The organism is Brevundimonas sp. CEF1 (assembly GCF_051353055.1).
GTDB lineage: Bacteria > Pseudomonadota > Alphaproteobacteria > Caulobacterales > Caulobacteraceae > Brevundimonas.
In genome coordinates this window covers 2037935-2053940 of the sequence record NZ_CP195593.1, presented here as the reverse complement: position 1 = coordinate 2053940, position 16006 = coordinate 2037935, and the positions used below count along the sequence as shown (strand labels likewise).

General features: G+C 66.8%; 17 protein-coding genes. 13 read left to right on the top strand and 4 right to left on the bottom strand.

The features are described 5' to 3' along the window. Positions 1 to 430: 430 nt before the first annotated feature. A complete protein-coding gene (locus tag ACR9FL_RS10640) occupies positions 431 to 1594 on the top strand; it encodes an N-acetylmuramoyl-L-alanine amidase family protein (protein ID WP_436355553.1) in 1164 nt (387 codons plus the stop codon). 1 nt (position 1595) lies between these two features. On the opposite strand, the gene ACR9FL_RS10635 is transcribed toward ACR9FL_RS10640, so the two are convergent. Both ACR9FL_RS10635 and ACR9FL_RS10630 read right to left on the bottom strand, forming a co-directional pair. Further along, on the bottom strand, positions 1596 to 2240 hold the full coding sequence (locus tag ACR9FL_RS10635) for a uracil-DNA glycosylase (protein ID WP_436355552.1): 645 nt from the start codon (positions 2238 to 2240) through the stop codon (positions 1596 to 1598). Then, positions 2237 to 2818, bottom strand: a complete 582-nt coding sequence (locus tag ACR9FL_RS10630; protein WP_436355551.1) for an NYN domain-containing protein — start codon at positions 2816 to 2818, stop codon at positions 2237 to 2239. The genes ACR9FL_RS10635 and ACR9FL_RS10630 overlap by 4 nt, the downstream gene beginning before the upstream one ends. On the opposite strand from ACR9FL_RS10630, the gene folK reads away from it, so the two are divergent. The 12 genes from folK (at position 2817) to ACR9FL_RS10570 (ending at position 13176) form a co-directional block, all read left to right on the top strand. After that, on the top strand, positions 2817 to 3389 hold the full coding sequence (gene folK, locus ACR9FL_RS10625) for a 2-amino-4-hydroxy-6-hydroxymethyldihydropteridine diphosphokinase (protein WP_436355550.1): 573 nt from the start codon (positions 2817 to 2819) through the stop codon (positions 3387 to 3389). The two genes, ACR9FL_RS10630 and folK, sit on opposite strands and share 2 nt — an antisense overlap. A 53-nt stretch (positions 3390 to 3442) precedes the next feature. Further along, positions 3443 to 3862, top strand: coding sequence for a cupin domain-containing protein (locus ACR9FL_RS10620; protein ID WP_436355549.1), 420 nt, complete (start codon positions 3443 to 3445; stop codon positions 3860 to 3862). Positions 3863 to 3955: 93 nt separating this feature from the next. After that, the gene (rpoZ, locus tag ACR9FL_RS10615; protein WP_296177494.1) at positions 3956 to 4315 is read left to right on the top strand and encodes a DNA-directed RNA polymerase subunit omega; all 360 of its coding nucleotides are present in this window, start codon (positions 3956 to 3958) and stop codon (positions 4313 to 4315) included. A gap of 173 nt (positions 4316 to 4488) precedes the next feature. Beyond that, positions 4489 to 6642, top strand: coding sequence for a RelA/SpoT family protein (locus ACR9FL_RS10610; RefSeq protein ID WP_436358142.1), 2154 nt, complete (start codon positions 4489 to 4491; stop codon positions 6640 to 6642). A 28-nt stretch (positions 6643 to 6670) separates the two neighbouring features. Beyond that, positions 6671 to 7450 carry a TIGR00730 family Rossman fold protein gene (locus ACR9FL_RS10605; protein WP_436355548.1) on the top strand — a complete coding sequence of 260 codons (780 nt, stop codon included), beginning with the start codon at positions 6671 to 6673 and terminating at the stop codon, positions 7448 to 7450. A gap of 46 nt (positions 7451 to 7496) precedes the next feature. After that, complete coding sequence (gene pyrE / locus ACR9FL_RS10600) at positions 7497 to 8081, top strand: orotate phosphoribosyltransferase (RefSeq protein WP_436355547.1); 585 nt, start codon at positions 7497 to 7499, stop codon at positions 8079 to 8081. 32 nt (positions 8082 to 8113) lie between these two features. After that, a complete protein-coding gene (locus tag ACR9FL_RS10595; protein WP_296177499.1) occupies positions 8114 to 8872 on the top strand; it encodes a pyridoxine 5'-phosphate synthase in 759 nt (252 codons plus the stop codon). Continuing rightward, positions 8869 to 9270, top strand: coding sequence for a holo-ACP synthase (gene acpS, locus ACR9FL_RS10590; protein WP_296177501.1), 402 nt, complete (start codon positions 8869 to 8871; stop codon positions 9268 to 9270). The genes ACR9FL_RS10595 and acpS overlap by 4 nt, the downstream gene beginning before the upstream one ends. 57 nt (positions 9271 to 9327) lie before the next feature. Beyond that, positions 9328 to 10254 (top strand): signal peptidase I, encoded by a 927-nt coding sequence (gene lepB, locus ACR9FL_RS10585; protein WP_436355546.1) that lies wholly within the window; start codon positions 9328 to 9330, stop codon positions 10252 to 10254. After that, a complete protein-coding gene (gene rnc, locus ACR9FL_RS10580; RefSeq protein ID WP_436355545.1) occupies positions 10254 to 10967 on the top strand; it encodes a ribonuclease III in 714 nt (237 codons plus the stop codon). The genes lepB and rnc overlap by 1 nt, the downstream gene beginning before the upstream one ends. Next, positions 10964 to 11917 carry a GTPase Era gene (gene era / locus ACR9FL_RS10575; protein ID WP_436355544.1) on the top strand — a complete coding sequence of 318 codons (954 nt, stop codon included), beginning with the start codon at positions 10964 to 10966 and terminating at the stop codon, positions 11915 to 11917. Before rnc ends, era begins: the two co-directional genes overlap by 4 nt. Positions 11918 to 11934: 17 nt before the next feature. Next, complete coding sequence (locus ACR9FL_RS10570; protein WP_436355543.1) at positions 11935 to 13176, top strand: serine hydrolase domain-containing protein; 1242 nt, start codon at positions 11935 to 11937, stop codon at positions 13174 to 13176. Between the two features lie 152 nt (positions 13177 to 13328). On the opposite strand, the gene ACR9FL_RS10565 is transcribed toward ACR9FL_RS10570, so the two are convergent. Continuing rightward, positions 13329 to 14837 (bottom strand): acetyl-CoA hydrolase/transferase family protein, encoded by a 1509-nt coding sequence (locus tag ACR9FL_RS10565; RefSeq protein WP_436355542.1) that lies wholly within the window; start codon positions 14835 to 14837, stop codon positions 13329 to 13331. A gap of 114 nt (positions 14838 to 14951) precedes the next feature. Further along, a complete protein-coding gene (locus tag ACR9FL_RS10560; RefSeq protein ID WP_436355541.1) occupies positions 14952 to 15392 on the bottom strand; it encodes a VOC family protein in 441 nt (146 codons plus the stop codon). Between the last annotated feature and the right edge of the window lie 614 nt (positions 15393 to 16006).

Below are 16006 nucleotides of genomic sequence, written 5' to 3'. Positions count from 1 at the left end.
GGGGGCCAGGGCGCGCGTCATCCCCTCGCAAAGTGCGAGAGCGGCAATGGTCTGCCGGTCGGGAGCGCAGGCGGGTCGGCCCATGAGGTTCTGTCGGTCCTGGGTCCGAACGCGCCGTTCAAGGCCGCGCCCCGGACCCGTTCTTCGGATCGTCGGCCAGGCCGGGCGATCCTCGGAATGAGGTGAAAGTCAGCGCTGCGAGGAGGGCGCGCCCGACCCTGCGGTAACATGCAGAGGGCGCGATCGTTCGCGAGCGGACTAGATCATAGGCATATGTGGCGGAAAATAAAAGAACCACAACCGTTACAGGTGTTAACGGAATCCTTAGTCGCGCCGCTCAGGATCGCCTTCTGAACCAGAAGGGTGAAGTCCGTCCATGTACGGCCGGTGGCGTAACAGTCTGTCCCGTTGGGGCGTGCGTGAATGGGCGATGACGGGCTTGGCCTTCGTCGTGATTTGCGCCGTCGTGCTGACGGCTGGGCGCGGCCTGGCCTTTGGGCCGGACGGTCAGATTTCCGGCATCCGCTTCGGCGGCGACGCCCAGCGCACGCGGGTCGTGCTGGACATGGGCAAGACCACGCGCGGCCAGGTGATCGAGGACGGCACGACCGGCCGCGTCATCGTGGCCCTGTCGGACGTGGCGCCGAAGCGAGGATTGGACGGCGCCGGTTCGGGCCTGGTGCGCGGCTATGAAGTCACATCGGCGGGCGCGTCGTCGCGCGTCCGTCTGGACCTGGCGCGCGGCGCCGAGATCGAGCGCCGCTTCCTGCTGCCGCCGGGCGACGGGGTTTCGCACTATCGCTATGTCATCGACCTGAAGGCCACGGGCGCCGCCGCAGCGGTCGCCGCCGGCGCGCCGCCGCGTCGGGAGCAGGCCCGCCGGGAAAAGCCGCTGATCGTCATCGACGCCGGGCACGGCGGCCGCGATCCGGGCGCTCAGGGCGTTCATGCCCAGGAAAAGGCCGTCACCCTGGCCGCCGCACGCGACCTGAAGGCCGCCATCGAGCGCACCGGCCGCTATCGCGTGCGCCTGACGCGCGACAGCGACGTCTATGTCATTCACGGCCGCCGCGTGCAGATCGCCCGCGACGCGGGGGCTGATCTGTTCATTTCCTTGCACGCCGACGCCGGAACCGATCCGGCCCTGCGCGGGGCGAGCGTCTATACCCTGTCGGAACAGGGGGCGGGCCGTGCGGTGCGTGAATATACGCGCGGCGACGACTGGCAGCGTGACTTGCGCCTTCCGGGCCGCGACCCCTCGGTCGACCGCATCCTGCTGGACATGACCCAGCGCGCCACCCAGAACCGCTCGGCCCAGTTCGCGCGGATCCTGCTGACCCACCTGGAGGGCGACAGCCATCCGCTGCTGCGCCGCAGCCACCGCGACGCCGGCCTGGCCGTGCTGCTGGCGCCCGACGTGCCGGCCATCCTGCTGGAGATGGGCTTCATCACCAATCCCGAGGACGAGCGCGTCCTGACCGACGAACGCGCCCGCCGTCGCTTGATGCGTTCGGTCGCCGAGGGCATCGACCGCTACTTCCGCGAACCCTCGGCGCCGGTGATGGTGGCCGGCGAGGTCGCCGGCGGCGGCTGATCTAGCCTTCCAGCGCCGCCTTGGCGCGATGGAAGATCTCCTCGAACATTTCTGGCGTCAGGCGGCCTGTGTTCGTGTTCAGGCGCGAGCAGTGATAGCTGTTGATGATGGTGTAGCCGCCGACCTTGCCCTCGACGCCGTGCCCGGCGGGGATGGCCGTGCCGGGATAGCCGAGCGTTCTGAGGATGCTGCGCCGGGACACGTCGCCCAGGGTGACGATCACCTTCAGCCGGGGCAGGGCGGCCAGTCGGTCGATCAGGAAGGGACGGCAGGTGTTTTCCTCATCGCCCGTCGGCTTGTTCAGCGGCGGGGCGCAGCGCACGGCGTTGGTGATCATGGCGTCGACCAGGGTCAGGTCGTCGTGGCCGTCGGGGTCATAGGTCCCGTGCGCGAAGCCGGTCTTCCTCAGGGTGTCGAACAGCAGCCAGCCGGCGTGGTCGCCGGTGAAGGGGCGGCCGGTGCGGTTGGCGCCCATGCGGCCGGGCGCCAGACCCGCGATCAGCAGGCGGGCGTTGGGATCGCCGAACGACGGGGCGGGGCCGTTCCACCAGTCGGGATTCTGGCGAATGTTTTCCTGACGATAGGCGACCAGGCGCGGGCACAGGGGGCAGTCGCGCGCTGGCTCCGGGTTCAGGGCGCGGCTCACGCCCGGTCGCTCCGGTCCAGGGTGCGGGCGACGCCCTGGTTCATGGCGGTCTTGGGCTTGCTGAAATGGACCATGACGTCGGCCAGGTCGATGAAGGCGTCGGCCTGACGACGCAGTTCGTCGGCGATCTGGGGCGGTTGGCTGCGGGTGGTGGAAACCACGGTGACGCGCACGCCCTTGGCCTGGATGGCCTCGACCAGTCGGCGGAAGTCGCCGTCGCCCGAGAACAGGAACATGTGGTCCAGGCGGGGGGCCAGCTCCATCATGTCGACCGCGATCTCCATGTCCATATTGCCCTTGATGCGGCTGTGCCCCTGGGCGTCGGTGAAACGCTTGACCGGCTTGGTCGTCACGGCGAAACCGTTGTAGTCGAGCCAATCGACCAGGGGGCGGATAGGCGAGAACTCTTCGCCCTCGACCACCGCCGTGTAATAATAGGCGCGCACCAGCTGGCCCTTCTGGCCGAACCAGTCGGACAGCTTTCTGAAGTCGAGATCGACGTTGAGCGCGCGGGCCGCCGAATAGAGGTTGGCGCCGTCGATGAACAAGGCGATGCGGTCGCCCGTGTGGCCGGTCATGAAGTATGGGTCCGTGGAAATGGTCGAGAATATGAGCGTCCCGACCGAAATCCCCGAAGGCGACCTCGATCTGGACGGCGCAGTCATCGTCGCCCTGGGCTGCAATGACAAGGGCGTCTGGGCGTCCTGCGAAGAGTCGCTGGAGGCCGCGCTGGCTCGTTTCCGGGCTGAGGGCGTCGATATTCTGGCCCGCTCGTCCTGGTGGTCCTCGCAGGCCTGGCCTGATCCGACCGATCCGCCCTTCCTGAACGGAGTGGTCATCGTGCGCACCGATCATGATCCGGGCGTCCTGATGAGCAAGCTGTCGCGCATGGAGGACGTCTTCGATCGGCGTCGCAGCGTCCGCAACGCGCCGCGCACCCTGGATCTGGACCTGATCGCCTATGGACGGTTGAGCGGCGATCTGGACGGCCTGATCCTGCCGCATCCGCGCGCAGCCGAGCGCCTGTTCGTCATGGGGCCTTTGGCCGAGATCGCCCCGGCGTGGCGGCATCCGACGGTCGAGGGCGACGCGGCGACCCTGGCGGCTCAGGCGACCGTCGGCGTCGATGCGCGACCTTTGAACCGTTGACCTGATCCCGGAGCAGGCTAGCTTCGTCAGAAATGACACCGGGAGACAATGTTATGTTTCTGCCAACCCTTGCCCTGTTGGTCGTCCTGCAGGCCCAGCCCGCCTCACCCCCGTCGGGAACCGGCGTGGTGATCCGCGAGGCGGAGACCATGGTTCGTCAGGTTCCGCCGCATAACGGGGAGGGCATGAGCACGGCCTATCGCATCTCCGACGGCGTGCCGAACAGAGCGATGGAGTTCCGCAAGCGGGTCATGCATCCGGGCGCGGCCATTGGTCTGCACCCGATCGCCCACGACGAGGTCTATTACGTCGTCAGCGGCGAGGGTGAGGTGACGTCGGACGGGGTGACGACGAGGATGCGTGCGGGGGATGCGGCCTATCTGTTTGACGGCAATGTCGTCGGCATCCGTCAGACGGGAGAGGTGGACCTGGTGCTGATCATCAGCTATCCGCTGGCCCAAAGGAAGAACTGAGGCGTTTTGCGCCGCATTCCGGCCTTCGCGGCGTTGCACAATCACGCCTAACCCTATATTTTGTGCGGTTCTCCCTGCCGCCAGAGGAATTTCATGGCCCGCGTCACTGTCGAAGACTGCATCGAGAAGGTTCCGAACCGCTTTGGTCTGGTTCTGCTGGCCGGTCACCGCGCCCGCAACATCGCCAACGGCGCCCCTCTGACGCTGGACCGCGACAACGACAAGAACCCTGTCGTGGCCCTGCGCGAAATCGCCGACGACACCGTCGTCCCGGAAGAACTGCGCGAGAACATCATCACCACGCTGCAACGCGTCGACGAGCGCACCGAGGCTGAGGATGAGGCCGAAGTCGTGGCCCTGCTGGCCGAGCCGCAGCACATGAACATGGCCGAAGCCGAACTGATCCGCGCGCTGCAAAGCGACCGGGACGGCGGCCAGGAGGAACGCTACTGACGGCTGAGCCAGTCAACGGCGTAACTATTCTTCCGGCGCGATCCCTCGCGGACCCGTCGTCGGACCAAGTCGCGAATCAGATAGACCAGACGGCGTCGCTCCTTTCCGGGGCGGCGCCGTTGTCGTCTGAAGTCTCCGAGTCTCAAGTGTCTGAAGCCAAGCGCGCCCCGATCATGCGCCAGTTCGAACTGATCGAGGCGGTCAAGGCCTATGACCCCACCGCCGACGAAGCGCTGCTGAACCGCGCCTATGTCTATGCGATGAAGATGCACGGCTCGCAGTTGCGGGCTTCGGGCGATCCCTATTTCGCTCATCCGATCCAGGTCGCGGGCATCCTGACCGACTACAAGCTGGACACGGCGACCATCGTCACCGCCTTGCTGCATGACGTGGTCGAGGACACCTCGGCCACGCGCGACGACATCGCCGCCATGTTCGGCGAGGAGGTCGCGGTCCTGGTCGAGGGCGTGACCAAGCTGTCGCGGTTGGAGCTTCAGGCCGAGCACACGCGCCAGGCCGAGAACCTGCGTAAGTTCATCCTGGCGATTTCCAAGGACGTGCGGGTCCTGCTGGTCAAGCTGGCCGACCGCCTGCACAACATGCGCACCCTGCAGTACGTCAAGCCGGAGAAGCGCGAGCGCATCAGCCGCGAGACGTTGGAGGTCTATGCGCCGCTGGGCCGTTCCATCGGCATCCACTCCATCGCCTCGGAGCTGGAGGAACTGGCGTTCGAGCATCTGAACGCCACGGCGCGGGTCGCCATCCAGCGCCGTCTGGAGGCGCTGAAGCTGGAGCACGGCCGCGCCATCGAAGGCGTGTCGCGTGAAATCGAGACGGTCCTCAGCGAGGCCGGCATCCACGCCCATGTGAAGGGCCGCGAAAAGACGCCCTATTCGATCTGGCGCAAGTTGCAGCGCAAGTCGGTCGGCTTCTCGTCCCTGTCCGACATCTACGGCTTCCGGGTCATCGTCGACGCCGAAGACGACTGCTATCGCGCGCTCGGCGTCATCCACCGCGCCTGGCCCATGGTGCCGGAGCGGTTCAAGGACTTCATCTCGACGCCGAAGTCGAACAACTATCGCTCTTTGCACACCACGGTCGTCGGCCCGGGCGGCCTGCGCATCGAGATGCAGATCCGCACCGAGATCATGGACCGCGTGGCCGAGGACGGGGTTGCGGCCCACTGGGCCTACAAGAACCATTCCTACGGCTTTGACCGCGAGGCGATGGAGGCCGACGGCGGGCGCGACCCGCTGCTGAACCTGCGCCATCTGGTTCAGGTCATCGAGCACGGCGAGGGCGGCGAGGACTGGGTCGAGCACGCTAAGCTCGAAATGTACCTGGATCAGGTCTTCGTCTTCACGCCCAAGGGGGCGCTGATCACCCTGCCGCGCGGCGGCATGGCGCTGGACTTCGCCTACGCCGTCCACACCGAGGTCGGCGACACGGCGGTGGGCGTCAAGATCAACGGCGAACTGAAGCCGATGCGCACGGCGCTGCAGAACGGCGACGTGGTCGAGATCATTCGCGGCACCAAGCGCGAGGTGCCGACCGATTGGCGCAGCCTGACGGTCACCGGCCGGGCGCGTTCGGCCATCCGCCGTCATATCCGCACATCCGAGCGCGACGAGTTCGTGCGTCTGGGCAAGGCGACGCTGGAGCAGACGCTGGAACGGGCGGGCAAGTCGCTGGCCGAGGTCTCGCTGAAGCCGGTGCTGGAAACCCACGCCATCGCCACCGAAGAGGACATGTTCGACGCCATCGGCCGGGGCCGCCTGGCCGCGACCAAGATCGCCGAGACCATGTTCCCGGCGCTGAAGGGGCAGTTGAAGGCCGGGCCGGAGCGCAAACGCATCGGCAATGATCAAGCGCGTCTGTTCGTGCGCGGCAGCGGCCTGACGCCCGGCGTCAGCATCCATTTCGGCGCCTGTTGCAGCCCGGTGCCGGGCGACCGCATCGTCGGCATCCTGGAGCCTGACAAGGGGCTGACGGTCCATACCATCGACTGTCAGACCCTGGCCGACTTCGCCGACGACGACAGCGTCTGGCAGGATCTGCAGTGGACGCCGCAGGCCGAGCAGGACGCCGTGGCCTCGGCTCGCCTGCGCGCCACCATCCGCAATGCGCCCGGCGTGTTGGGGCAGGTGGCGACCATTATCGGCGAGGCCGGCGGCAATATCCTGAACCTGTCGATGGCCCATCGTCAGCAGGACTTCTTCGATGTGGACATCGACGTGGAAGTCGAGGACGCGCGTCACGCCACCATGATCATCGCGGCGCTGCGCGCCAACCCGTCCGTCGACACCGTGGACCGCGCGCGCGGCTGATCGCCCGCGCGTCTGACTGAAGGCCGAAATGTCTCCCGAACAGCAAGCTCTCGCCAACGCCGCTCAACTGGCGTCGCCCTCCTATCGTCTGGCCGCCCTGGATCAGGACTTCCTGCTGGGCGAGTCGATGCGCGGCGTGCGCTTCCTGATGGAGTATGAGAAGGCCGAGGAGGCGCTGAAGGCCTGGGGCGTGCGTTCGACCCTGGTGGTGTTCGGCAGCGCCCGCGTCGGCGCCAACGGCGGCGGGCGCCACGCCTATTGGTACGAGCAGGCGCGTCTGTTCGGCCGCATCGCCTCTGAGCGGGGCGGGGCCTTCCGCGGCTCGCCGGGCGAGGTACGCGACAACGTCATCGCCACAGGCGGCGGGCCGGGCATCATGCAGGCCGCCAATCAGGGCGCGCACGAAGCGGGCGCTCCATCCATCGGCTTCAACGTCACCCTGCCGCACGAGCAGGTCCCCAACCCCTGGTCGACGCCGGAACTGACCTTCCAGTTCCACTACTTCGCCATGCGCAAGATGCATCTGGCCATGCGGGCCAATGGTCTGGTGGTCTTCCCCGGCGGCTTCGGCACCTTGGACGAACTGTTCGAGATCCTGACCCTGCGCCAGACCGACAAGGCGCCGCCGATCCCCATCGTCCTGTTCGACGAGGCCTATTGGCGCTCGGTCATCAACTTCGACACCCTGATCGAACACGGCATGGTCAAGGCCTCGGACATGGCGCTGTTCACCTTCGCCGACGACGCCGAGGCGGTCTGGGAGAAGCTGCTGGAAGGTGGAGTGAAGCCGAACTGCGACCTGACGTAGATCGGTCGCTTGAGGGCGAAGGTTCCAGGGTCTAAGGGACGCTCTCATGAACACTGAAGACGTCCTCAACGAATTCCGCGACGCCGGCGCCCTGCGCGAAGGCCATTTCGTCCTGTCATCCGGCCTGCACAGCCCGGTCTTCCTGCAGAAGAACCTGGTCTTCATGGACACGCGCCGCTGCGAGCGCCTGTGCAAGGCTCTGGCCGACAAGATCGTCGCCACGGTCGGCCCGGTCGATGTGGCCATCTCGCCCGCCGTCGGCGGCATCATCCCCGGCTATGAGACGGCGCGGCACCTGAGCGTGCGCTCTCTCTACGTCGAGCGCGAAGGCGGCGAGTTCAAGCTGCGCCGCGGCTTCACCGTCGAGCCGGGCGAGAAGGTCGTCATGGTCGAGGACATCGTCACCACCGGCCTGTCGTCGCGCGAGTGCATCGCCGCCATTCAGAAGGCCGGGGGCGAAGTCGTCGCCGCCGCCTGCATCGTCGATCGCTCGGGCGGACGGGCCGACGTGGGCGTGCCGCTGATCGCCCTGGCGACGCTGGACGTGCCGGCCTATCCGGCCGACGCCCTGCCGCCCGAACTGGCCGCTCTGCCGGTCGAGGATCCGGGCAGCCGCCGGCTGTCCAAGTAAGACGTTGGCCAAGTAAGAAGAAAGAGAACGGGATGAAGCGCGAGCGGGTTCGTCTGGGCGTCAACATCGACCACGTCGCCACTGTTCGTAACGCGCGCGGCGGCGCCCATCCCGATCCGGCCCGCGCGGCCGAGGCGGCGCTGGCGGCGGGGGCGGACGGCATCACCGCCCACCTGCGCGAAGATCGCCGCCACATCACCGACGCCGACATCGACGTGCTGACGGCCCTGTGCCGCCGCGCGAACAAGCCGCTGAACTTCGAGATGGCGGTGACGGAGGAGATGCTGGCCATCGCCCTGCGTCACCGTCCGCACGCCGCCTGTCTGGTGCCAGAACGGCGCGAGGAGGTCACGACCGAGGGCGGTCTGGCCGTCGCCGGTCACGAGGCGCGCATCGCCCCCGTGGTGAAGGCTCTGTCTGACGCCGGCATCCGCGTCAGCCTGTTCATCGAGCCGTCCGAGTCCCAGGTCGAGGCCGCCGCCGCCGTGGGGGCGCAGGTGGTCGAGTTCCACACCGGCCGCTACTGCCACCTGACCGACCCGGCCGAGCGCGCGTTCGAGCTGGACCGACTGGCCGCCGCCGCCGCCCAGGCCGACATCCTGGGGCTGGAGGTCCACGCCGGGCACGGCCTGGACTACGCCACGGCCAGCGTGGTTCTGGCCATCCCCGAGATCAAGGAACTGAACATTGGCCACTTCCTGATCGGAGAGGCCGTCTTTGTCGGCCTGGACGCCGCCATTCGCCGGATGCGGACGGCGATGGACGAGGCGGTGTCGGGGGCGGGCCGATGATCATCGGCGTCGGCGCGGACCTGTCGGACATTCGGCGCATCCAGAAGTCGCTGGATCGGTTCGGTGATCGTTTCAAGGAGCGCTGCTTCACCGAACTGGAGCGCACCCGTTCGGACCGCAAGCCCGACCCGGCCTGGAGTTACGCCAAGCGGTTCGCGGCCAAGGAGGCATGCGCCAAGGCCCTGGGCACAGGAATGCGCGCTGACGTCTATTGGCGCGACATGGGGGTGGTGAACCTGAAGTCGGGTCAGCCGACCCTGGCCCTGACCGGCCACGCTGCGGAACACCTGGCGCGCCTGACCCCGCCGGGGCATGAGCCGCGCATCCATCTGACCCTCAGCGACGAACACCCTTATGCTCTCGCTTTCGTGGTCATCGAAGCCTTGCCCGTGGCGTAATCAGCCTTTACGCCTCAGGCTTCCAACCCCGCGTTCTGCGGGGGATTCGAGCAGACCATGAGCGACGACCCCAAGGCGAACGGCGGCGCCGGCAATCCTGCCATCGATCCGACCGAGCAGCGACCGATCTGGAGCGATGACGGCGACGCCCCCTTCGACATGGGCGACGATCCCGAAGCCCTCGACAGCGACAAGCCGATCTACGCCACGCCGCGTCCCAAGAAAGCCAAACGTGTGAAAAAAGAGAAGTCCGCGAGCAACGAGACGGTCGAGATCATCAAGACCGTCGTCTTCGCCCTGCTGATCGCCTTCGTGCTGCGGGTGCTGTTGTTCCAGCCCTTCACCATCCCGTCGGCCTCGATGGAGCCCAACCTCTATGAGGGCGACTACATCGTCGTGTCGAAGTGGTCCTATGGCTATTCCAAGCACTCCATCCCGTGGAGCCCGCCGCTGTTCGACGGCCGCATCCTCGGCAAGGACCCCACGCGCGGCGACATCGTCGTGTTCAAGCTGCCGCGTGACAACAAGACCGACTACATCAAGCGCGTGATCGGCCTGCCGGGCGACAAGGTGCAGATGATCGCCAACAAGCTCTACATCAACGGCGCCCCGGTGAAGGACGTCGTCGTCAGCCGGGCCGAGCTGGCCGACATGTTCGGCCCGCGTCCGGTTACGCAACTTCGCGAGACCCTGCCCAACGGCAAGAGCTTCATGACCCAGGATTACGGTCCCGGCGGAGATCTGGACGACACCCCTGTCTATGAGGTGCCGACCGGTCACTTCTTCATGATGGGCGACAACCGCGACAACTCGATCGACAGCCGCGTCGAGATGTCGGCTGGCGTGGGCATGGTCCCGGCTGAGAACCTGGTCGGCAAGGCCGAGATCATCATGTTCTCGTGGTCGCCGGGGGCATCGCTGTTCAACCCGGTCAGTTGGTTCGCCAACCTGCGTCCCAGCCGGTTCTTCAAGATCCTGGACTGATGGCGAACGTGCGGGCCGAGGCCGTCGCCGCGCTTCGGCGTCGGCTGGGCCATGAATTCAGCGACCCGTCCCTGCTGGAACGGGCCCTGACCCATGCCAGCGTGGGTGAGGGCGCGGGTCAGGTCGAAGGCCGCCCCATCGCCGATAACGAACGGTTGGAGTTCCTGGGCGACCGGGTGCTGGGCCTGCTGGTCGCCGATCGGCTGATCCGCGAGTTTCCGTCGGCCGACGAAGGCCAGCTGTCGGCTCGTCTGCACGCCCTGGTGGACAAGAGCGCCTGCGCCCGCGTGGGCGAGCGACTGGGCGTCGGCCCGGCTCTGCGCCTGTCGGCGGGCGAGACCAAGACGGGCGGCCGCAGAAAGGCCGGAGTCATCGCCGATGCTGTCGAGGCTATTCTGGCGGCTGTCTATCGCGACGGCGGCCTGACGGCGGCCAAGGCCATGTTCGACATAGCCTGGGTCGAGGAGTTCGCGTCGCCGCCGGCCCCGGCCGTGACCAATCCCAAGTCCGCTCTGCAGGAGTGGGCGCAAGCCCAGGGGCGTCCGCTGCCGACTTATCGGGTGGTGGAACGCACCGGATCAGATCATGCTCCGACCTTCGTGGTCGAGGCGACGGTGGTCGGTTTCGACCCCGTGAAACAAACAGGACGTTCGCGTCAGGAGGCGGAAAAAGCCGCCGCCACGGCGCTGTTGAAACGAGAAGGCGTAATTTGACCGAGACCCTCAACCCCAACCAGCACGCGGGCTTCGCCGCCATCATCGGCGCGCCCAACGCCGGCAAGTCGACGCTGGTGAACCGGCTGACGGGCTCCAAGGTCTCGATCGTCACGCAGAAGGTCCAGACCACGCGCTTCCCCGTGCGCGGCATCGCCATCGAGGGCGACGCCCAGATCGTTCTGGTGGACACGCCGGGCATCTTCACCCCGCGCCGCCGTCTGGACCGCGCCATGGTCGCCTCGGCCTGGGGCGGGGCGCAGGACGCCGACGTCGTGCTGCACCTGATCGATGCGCCTTCGCATATCGCGTCGGAAGGCCGTGATGGCACCCCCGCAGACCGCAAGTCGGCCGAGGACACCGAAACCATCATCGCCAACCTGAAGGCGACGGGGACCAAGGTCATCCTGGGTCTGAACAAGATCGACGGCATGCGCCGCGACACCCTTCTGGCCCTGTCGCACCGCCTGTTCGAGACCGGCGTCTATGAAGAGGTCTATATGATCTCGGCCCTCAGCGGCGACGGCGTGGACGACCTGAAGCAGCGTCTGGCGCGCTCCATGCCCGCCGGGCCGTGGCTCTACCCGGAAGATCAGTCAGCCGACGTGCCTGTGCGGGTCCTGGCCGCCGAGATCACGCGCGAGAAGGTCTATCTGCGCGTTCACGAGGAACTGCCCTATTCGGCGGCGGTCGAGACCACGGCCTTTGACGAGAAGCCGGATGGTTCCGCCCGCATCGAACAGACCATCTATGTCGAGCGCGAGAGCCAGCGCCCCATCGTTCTGGGTAAGGGCGGCCAGACCCTGAAATGGATCGGCCAGAAGTCGCGAGAGGAGCTGATCGAGCTGCTCGACCGTCCCGTTCACCTGTTCCTGACCGTCAAGGTCGACCCGAAATGGCAGGACAGCCGCGCCCTTTACGCCCAGTTCGGGCTGGAGTTCGACGTCTAGGATCGTAGTTCAGTATCGTGTTTGTAGTTCCCAAGTCCGCAGGCGGGCGGCCCTGGTTCCTCGGATCCCTGGCCGCGGTCGCCCTTGCTTCCGCCGGCGCCGGCGCCTGGATCGTCCACGCCATCGCGCCTGAAACCCAGGCGGCCACGGCGACCAAGGCCAAGCTGCCCGAACGGCCGCCGGTCGAGGTGGTCGAGGCCCTGCCGCAACTGAAGACGCGGCTGGACTATCTGGGCGAGCGCAAGCAGTTCATGGGCGCCATTCTGGTGGCCAAGGGCGATCAGGTCCTGTTCCGTCAGGTCTATGGCAAGGCGAACTACGAGAACGACCAGCCGCTGAAGCTGGACACCCGTTTCCGCCTGGCCTCGGTGTCCAAGCAGTTCACCGCCGCCGCCATCCTGAAGCTGCAGGACGAGGGCAGGCTGTCGGTCAATGATCCGGTCTGCAAATGGATCGAGGCCTGCCCGGATGCGTGGAAGCCTCTGCGGATCCATCACCTGCTGTCGCATACCTCGGGCATCCCCGACCTGATGGCCCAGTCCGAGTGGGGGCGTATCCGCGTCACCCCGCGCACGCCGCAGGAACTGACCGAGACCTCGGCACGCTATGGTCTGCAGTTCGAGCCGGGCACTAAGATCCGCTACGACAACGCGGCCTATAATCTGGCCGCCGAGATCGTCAGCAAGGCCAGCGGCAAGCCGTTCGAGACCTATCTGAACGACGCCATCCTCAAGCCCCTGGGCCTGAAGGACACCGGATCGGACGCTCACGCCGACGCGCAAGGTTTGGCTATGGGCTACGCCAACTTCCCTGGCGGTCTGGCGGCTCAGCCGATCGCCAATGTCAGCGTCGTCTATGGCGCCGGCGCTCTCTATTCGACGCTGGACGACATGCTGGTGTGGAACCAGGCCCTGCATAAGGGCCATGTCCTCAGCGACGCCGCCTATGCTCAGATGGTGGCAGACCACGCCCCGGCGGATACGCCCAAGGAGCGAGGCCGCGCGCACCGGGCCTATGGCTACGGCATCTACGTCAATAGTCTGGGCGAGCAGGTGAGGCCGGCCTTCAGCGACCGGCAGGTCTATCACACAGGCAGCTGGGCCGGGTTCCGCAACCTGGTCCTCTATCAGCCCGACGCCGACGTGACCGTGGTGGTCCTGTCCAACAACTACCACCAGCGCGACCTGGTCTTCATGCTGAGCCAGCAGGCCATGGCCGAGGCCCTGGGGCGGCCGTTCCCGACGGGACTGAACCGCTAAAACGCTGCCCTGATCTCCTCCCCATTTCATGGGGAGGTGGCGCGGAGCCGAAGGCGACGTGACGGAGGGGGCGTCTCGACGGCAGACGTTTGCGCCCCCCCCCCTCCACCGCTACGCGGTCCCCCTCCCCATGAATGGGGAGGAAAGAGGGTTTACGCCTTCATCGACCCCGTTTCGATGAAGCGCTGGTGCCAGGACAGGGCCTCGGTCAGCAGGTGCGGCGATTGCAGGCCGTAGGAACCCTTCAGCGCGCGGGCGTAATAGTCGCTGAGCGCGTCGCGATAGTCGGGGTGGGCGCAGTTGGCGATGATGACCTGGGCGCGTTGCTTGGGCGACAGGCCGCGCAGGTCGGCCAGGCCCTGTTCGGTGACGATGACCTGAACGTCCTGGGTGATGTGGTCGACGTGGCTGGCCATGGGGACGATGGCCGAGATCTTGCCGCCCTTCGCCGTCGATGGCGTGACGAAGCAGGAAATATAGGCGTTGCGCGCAAAGTCGCCCGAGCCGCCGATGCCGTTTTGGATGCGCGAACCCATGACGTGGGTCGAGTTGACGTTGCCGTAGATGTCGGCCTCGATCAGGCCGTTCATGGCGATGCAGCCCAGGCGGCGGATGATCTCCGGGTGGTTTGAGATCTCCTGCGGGCGCAGGATGATTTTGCCGCGGAACTGCTCCATGCGGCTGTTCAGATCGGCGGCGGCCTCGGGGCTGAGCGAAAAGGCGGTGGCCGAGGCGACGGTCAGCTTGCCGCTGTCCAGCAGGTCCAGCATCCCGTCCTGCAGCACCTCGGTATAGGCGGTCAGGTTCTCGAACGGGCTGTTTTGCAGTCCCGCCAGCACGGCGTTGGCGACATTGCCCACGCCCGATTGCAGCGGCAGCAGATGGGCGGGCAGGCGGCCCAGCTTCACCTCATGCTGCAGGAACTCGATCAGATGCCCCGCGATGGCCGTGGCGCTGGCGTCCGGCGCGGCGAAGGGCAGGTTGCGGTCGGGGCTGTCCGTCTCGACGATGGCGGCGATCTTGGACGGATCGACGCGGAAGACCGTTTCGCCGATCAGGTCGGTCGGCTTGGTCAGCGGGATCGGCACGCGCGCGGGCGGCAGGGCCGTGCCGTAGTAGATGTCGTGCATCCCCTCCAGCGCCGCATTCTGCCAGCTGTTGACCTCAAGGATGATCTGGTCGGCGCGGTCCAGCCAGGTCTTGTTGTTGCCGATGGAGGACGAGGGGATCAGGGCGCCGTCTTCGCGGATGCCCGAAACTTCGATCACCGCCGTCTCCAGCGGGCCGAGGAAGCCCTGCCAGGCGACCGGCGCCACCTGTGACAGGTGCATATCCAGGTATTCCATCTCGCCGCGATTGATCTTCTCGCGGGCGATGGGGTCGGAGTTGTAGGGCAGGCGGAACTCGATGCCGTCCGCCTTGGCCAGGGCGCCGTCCAGTTCCGGGCCGGTCGAGGCGCCGGTCCAGACCTTCAGCTTGAAAGGATCGCCCGCCGCGTGGACGGCCTCGATACGCTCGGCCAGGGCCATCGGCACGACCTTGGGATAGCCCGAGCCGGTGAAGCCGCTCATGCCCACGGTCGAGTTGGCCGGGATCAGGGCGGCGGCGTCCTGGGCGGACATGATCTTCGACTTGAGGGCGGCGTTACGGACGCGGGACATCGCAAACCTGACGACTGGAGCCGGGGAGGGCTCGGGGAGATGGCCGGACATAGGCGCCGCATCACCCTGATTCCAATACGGCTTTGGTCGTAACAGTCCGTGATCACAAAGGCGTCAGCCGCCGGGCGTCCAGTCCTCGGTCGGGTTAGTGTTGATCATCCAGGGGATGCCGAAGCGGTCGGTCAGACTGCCGAAGCCGGGGGACCAGAAGGTCTCGGCGAAGGGCATGCCGACCTTGCCGCCTTCGGACAGGGCGTCGAAGACCTGTTTCGCCTTGGCGAGGTCGTCGGTGTGATAGGAGACGTCGAAGCCGTTCTTGGGCTTGTCGATATTGGGCGCGAACTCGGGCGGCATGTCGGCCCCCATGATCGCCTGATCCCCGACCTCCAGCCAGCCGTGCATCAGCCAGTCCTTGTATTTCGGATCGACCGGCATGTCGGGCGGGCCTTCGCCGAAGGGAAAGGCGGCCGTGACCTTGCCGCCCAGCACGCGGGCGTAGAATTCCAGCGCGTCGCGGCACTGGCCCTGGAAGCTGAGGCTGGTGACGATCTTCATGGGACCTCTCCGGGTTGTCGGGTTGGAGGACTGAACGCGCGGGGCGGTCGTCGTTTCCCTCTAGGAAAGCAGGAACAGGTCTGCCCGCCTCGGCGGAACCGGGCGGTGGAGGGCTGGGCGGGGCGCCGGGGCTTCGCCCGGAGTGGATGTAGGTTTACCGTTTCGACGAAGGACGACGCCCCCGCGCGAAGAGTTGGACATGAGCTCGGGGCAGGCGCCGTTCTTTGCGGCTACCCCCGGCGCCCATGACGGGCAGGCTGCACCGGCCTGCAGTCCTGGAACGGTCCGCGTAACCCCCGCGACCCTGACCGGGACCTCTCTGGCGGACGGGTCGAACGCCCCGTCGCTAGGCCCCTGCGGCGTCTGTCTTTCTTGTGATCCAACGCGCGTTCGCGCTGCTTGAGACCACGTCATGCGCTGTCGTGAGACGTCGCATGGAGAACCGCCCGCCCGATCCGTCGCCGCCTTCCGCTGGGTGCTCCCTTGCCCGGCGCGCGCGATGGAGGGCGGGAGGTTCGACAAGACCCCCGTTCTCTCCGCTCCCGCCGCCGCTTCGGTTCGCCGGCCGAGCGAGCCCTCCCTTGCGACGGGACGGGGGAAGGATGGGGGATGTC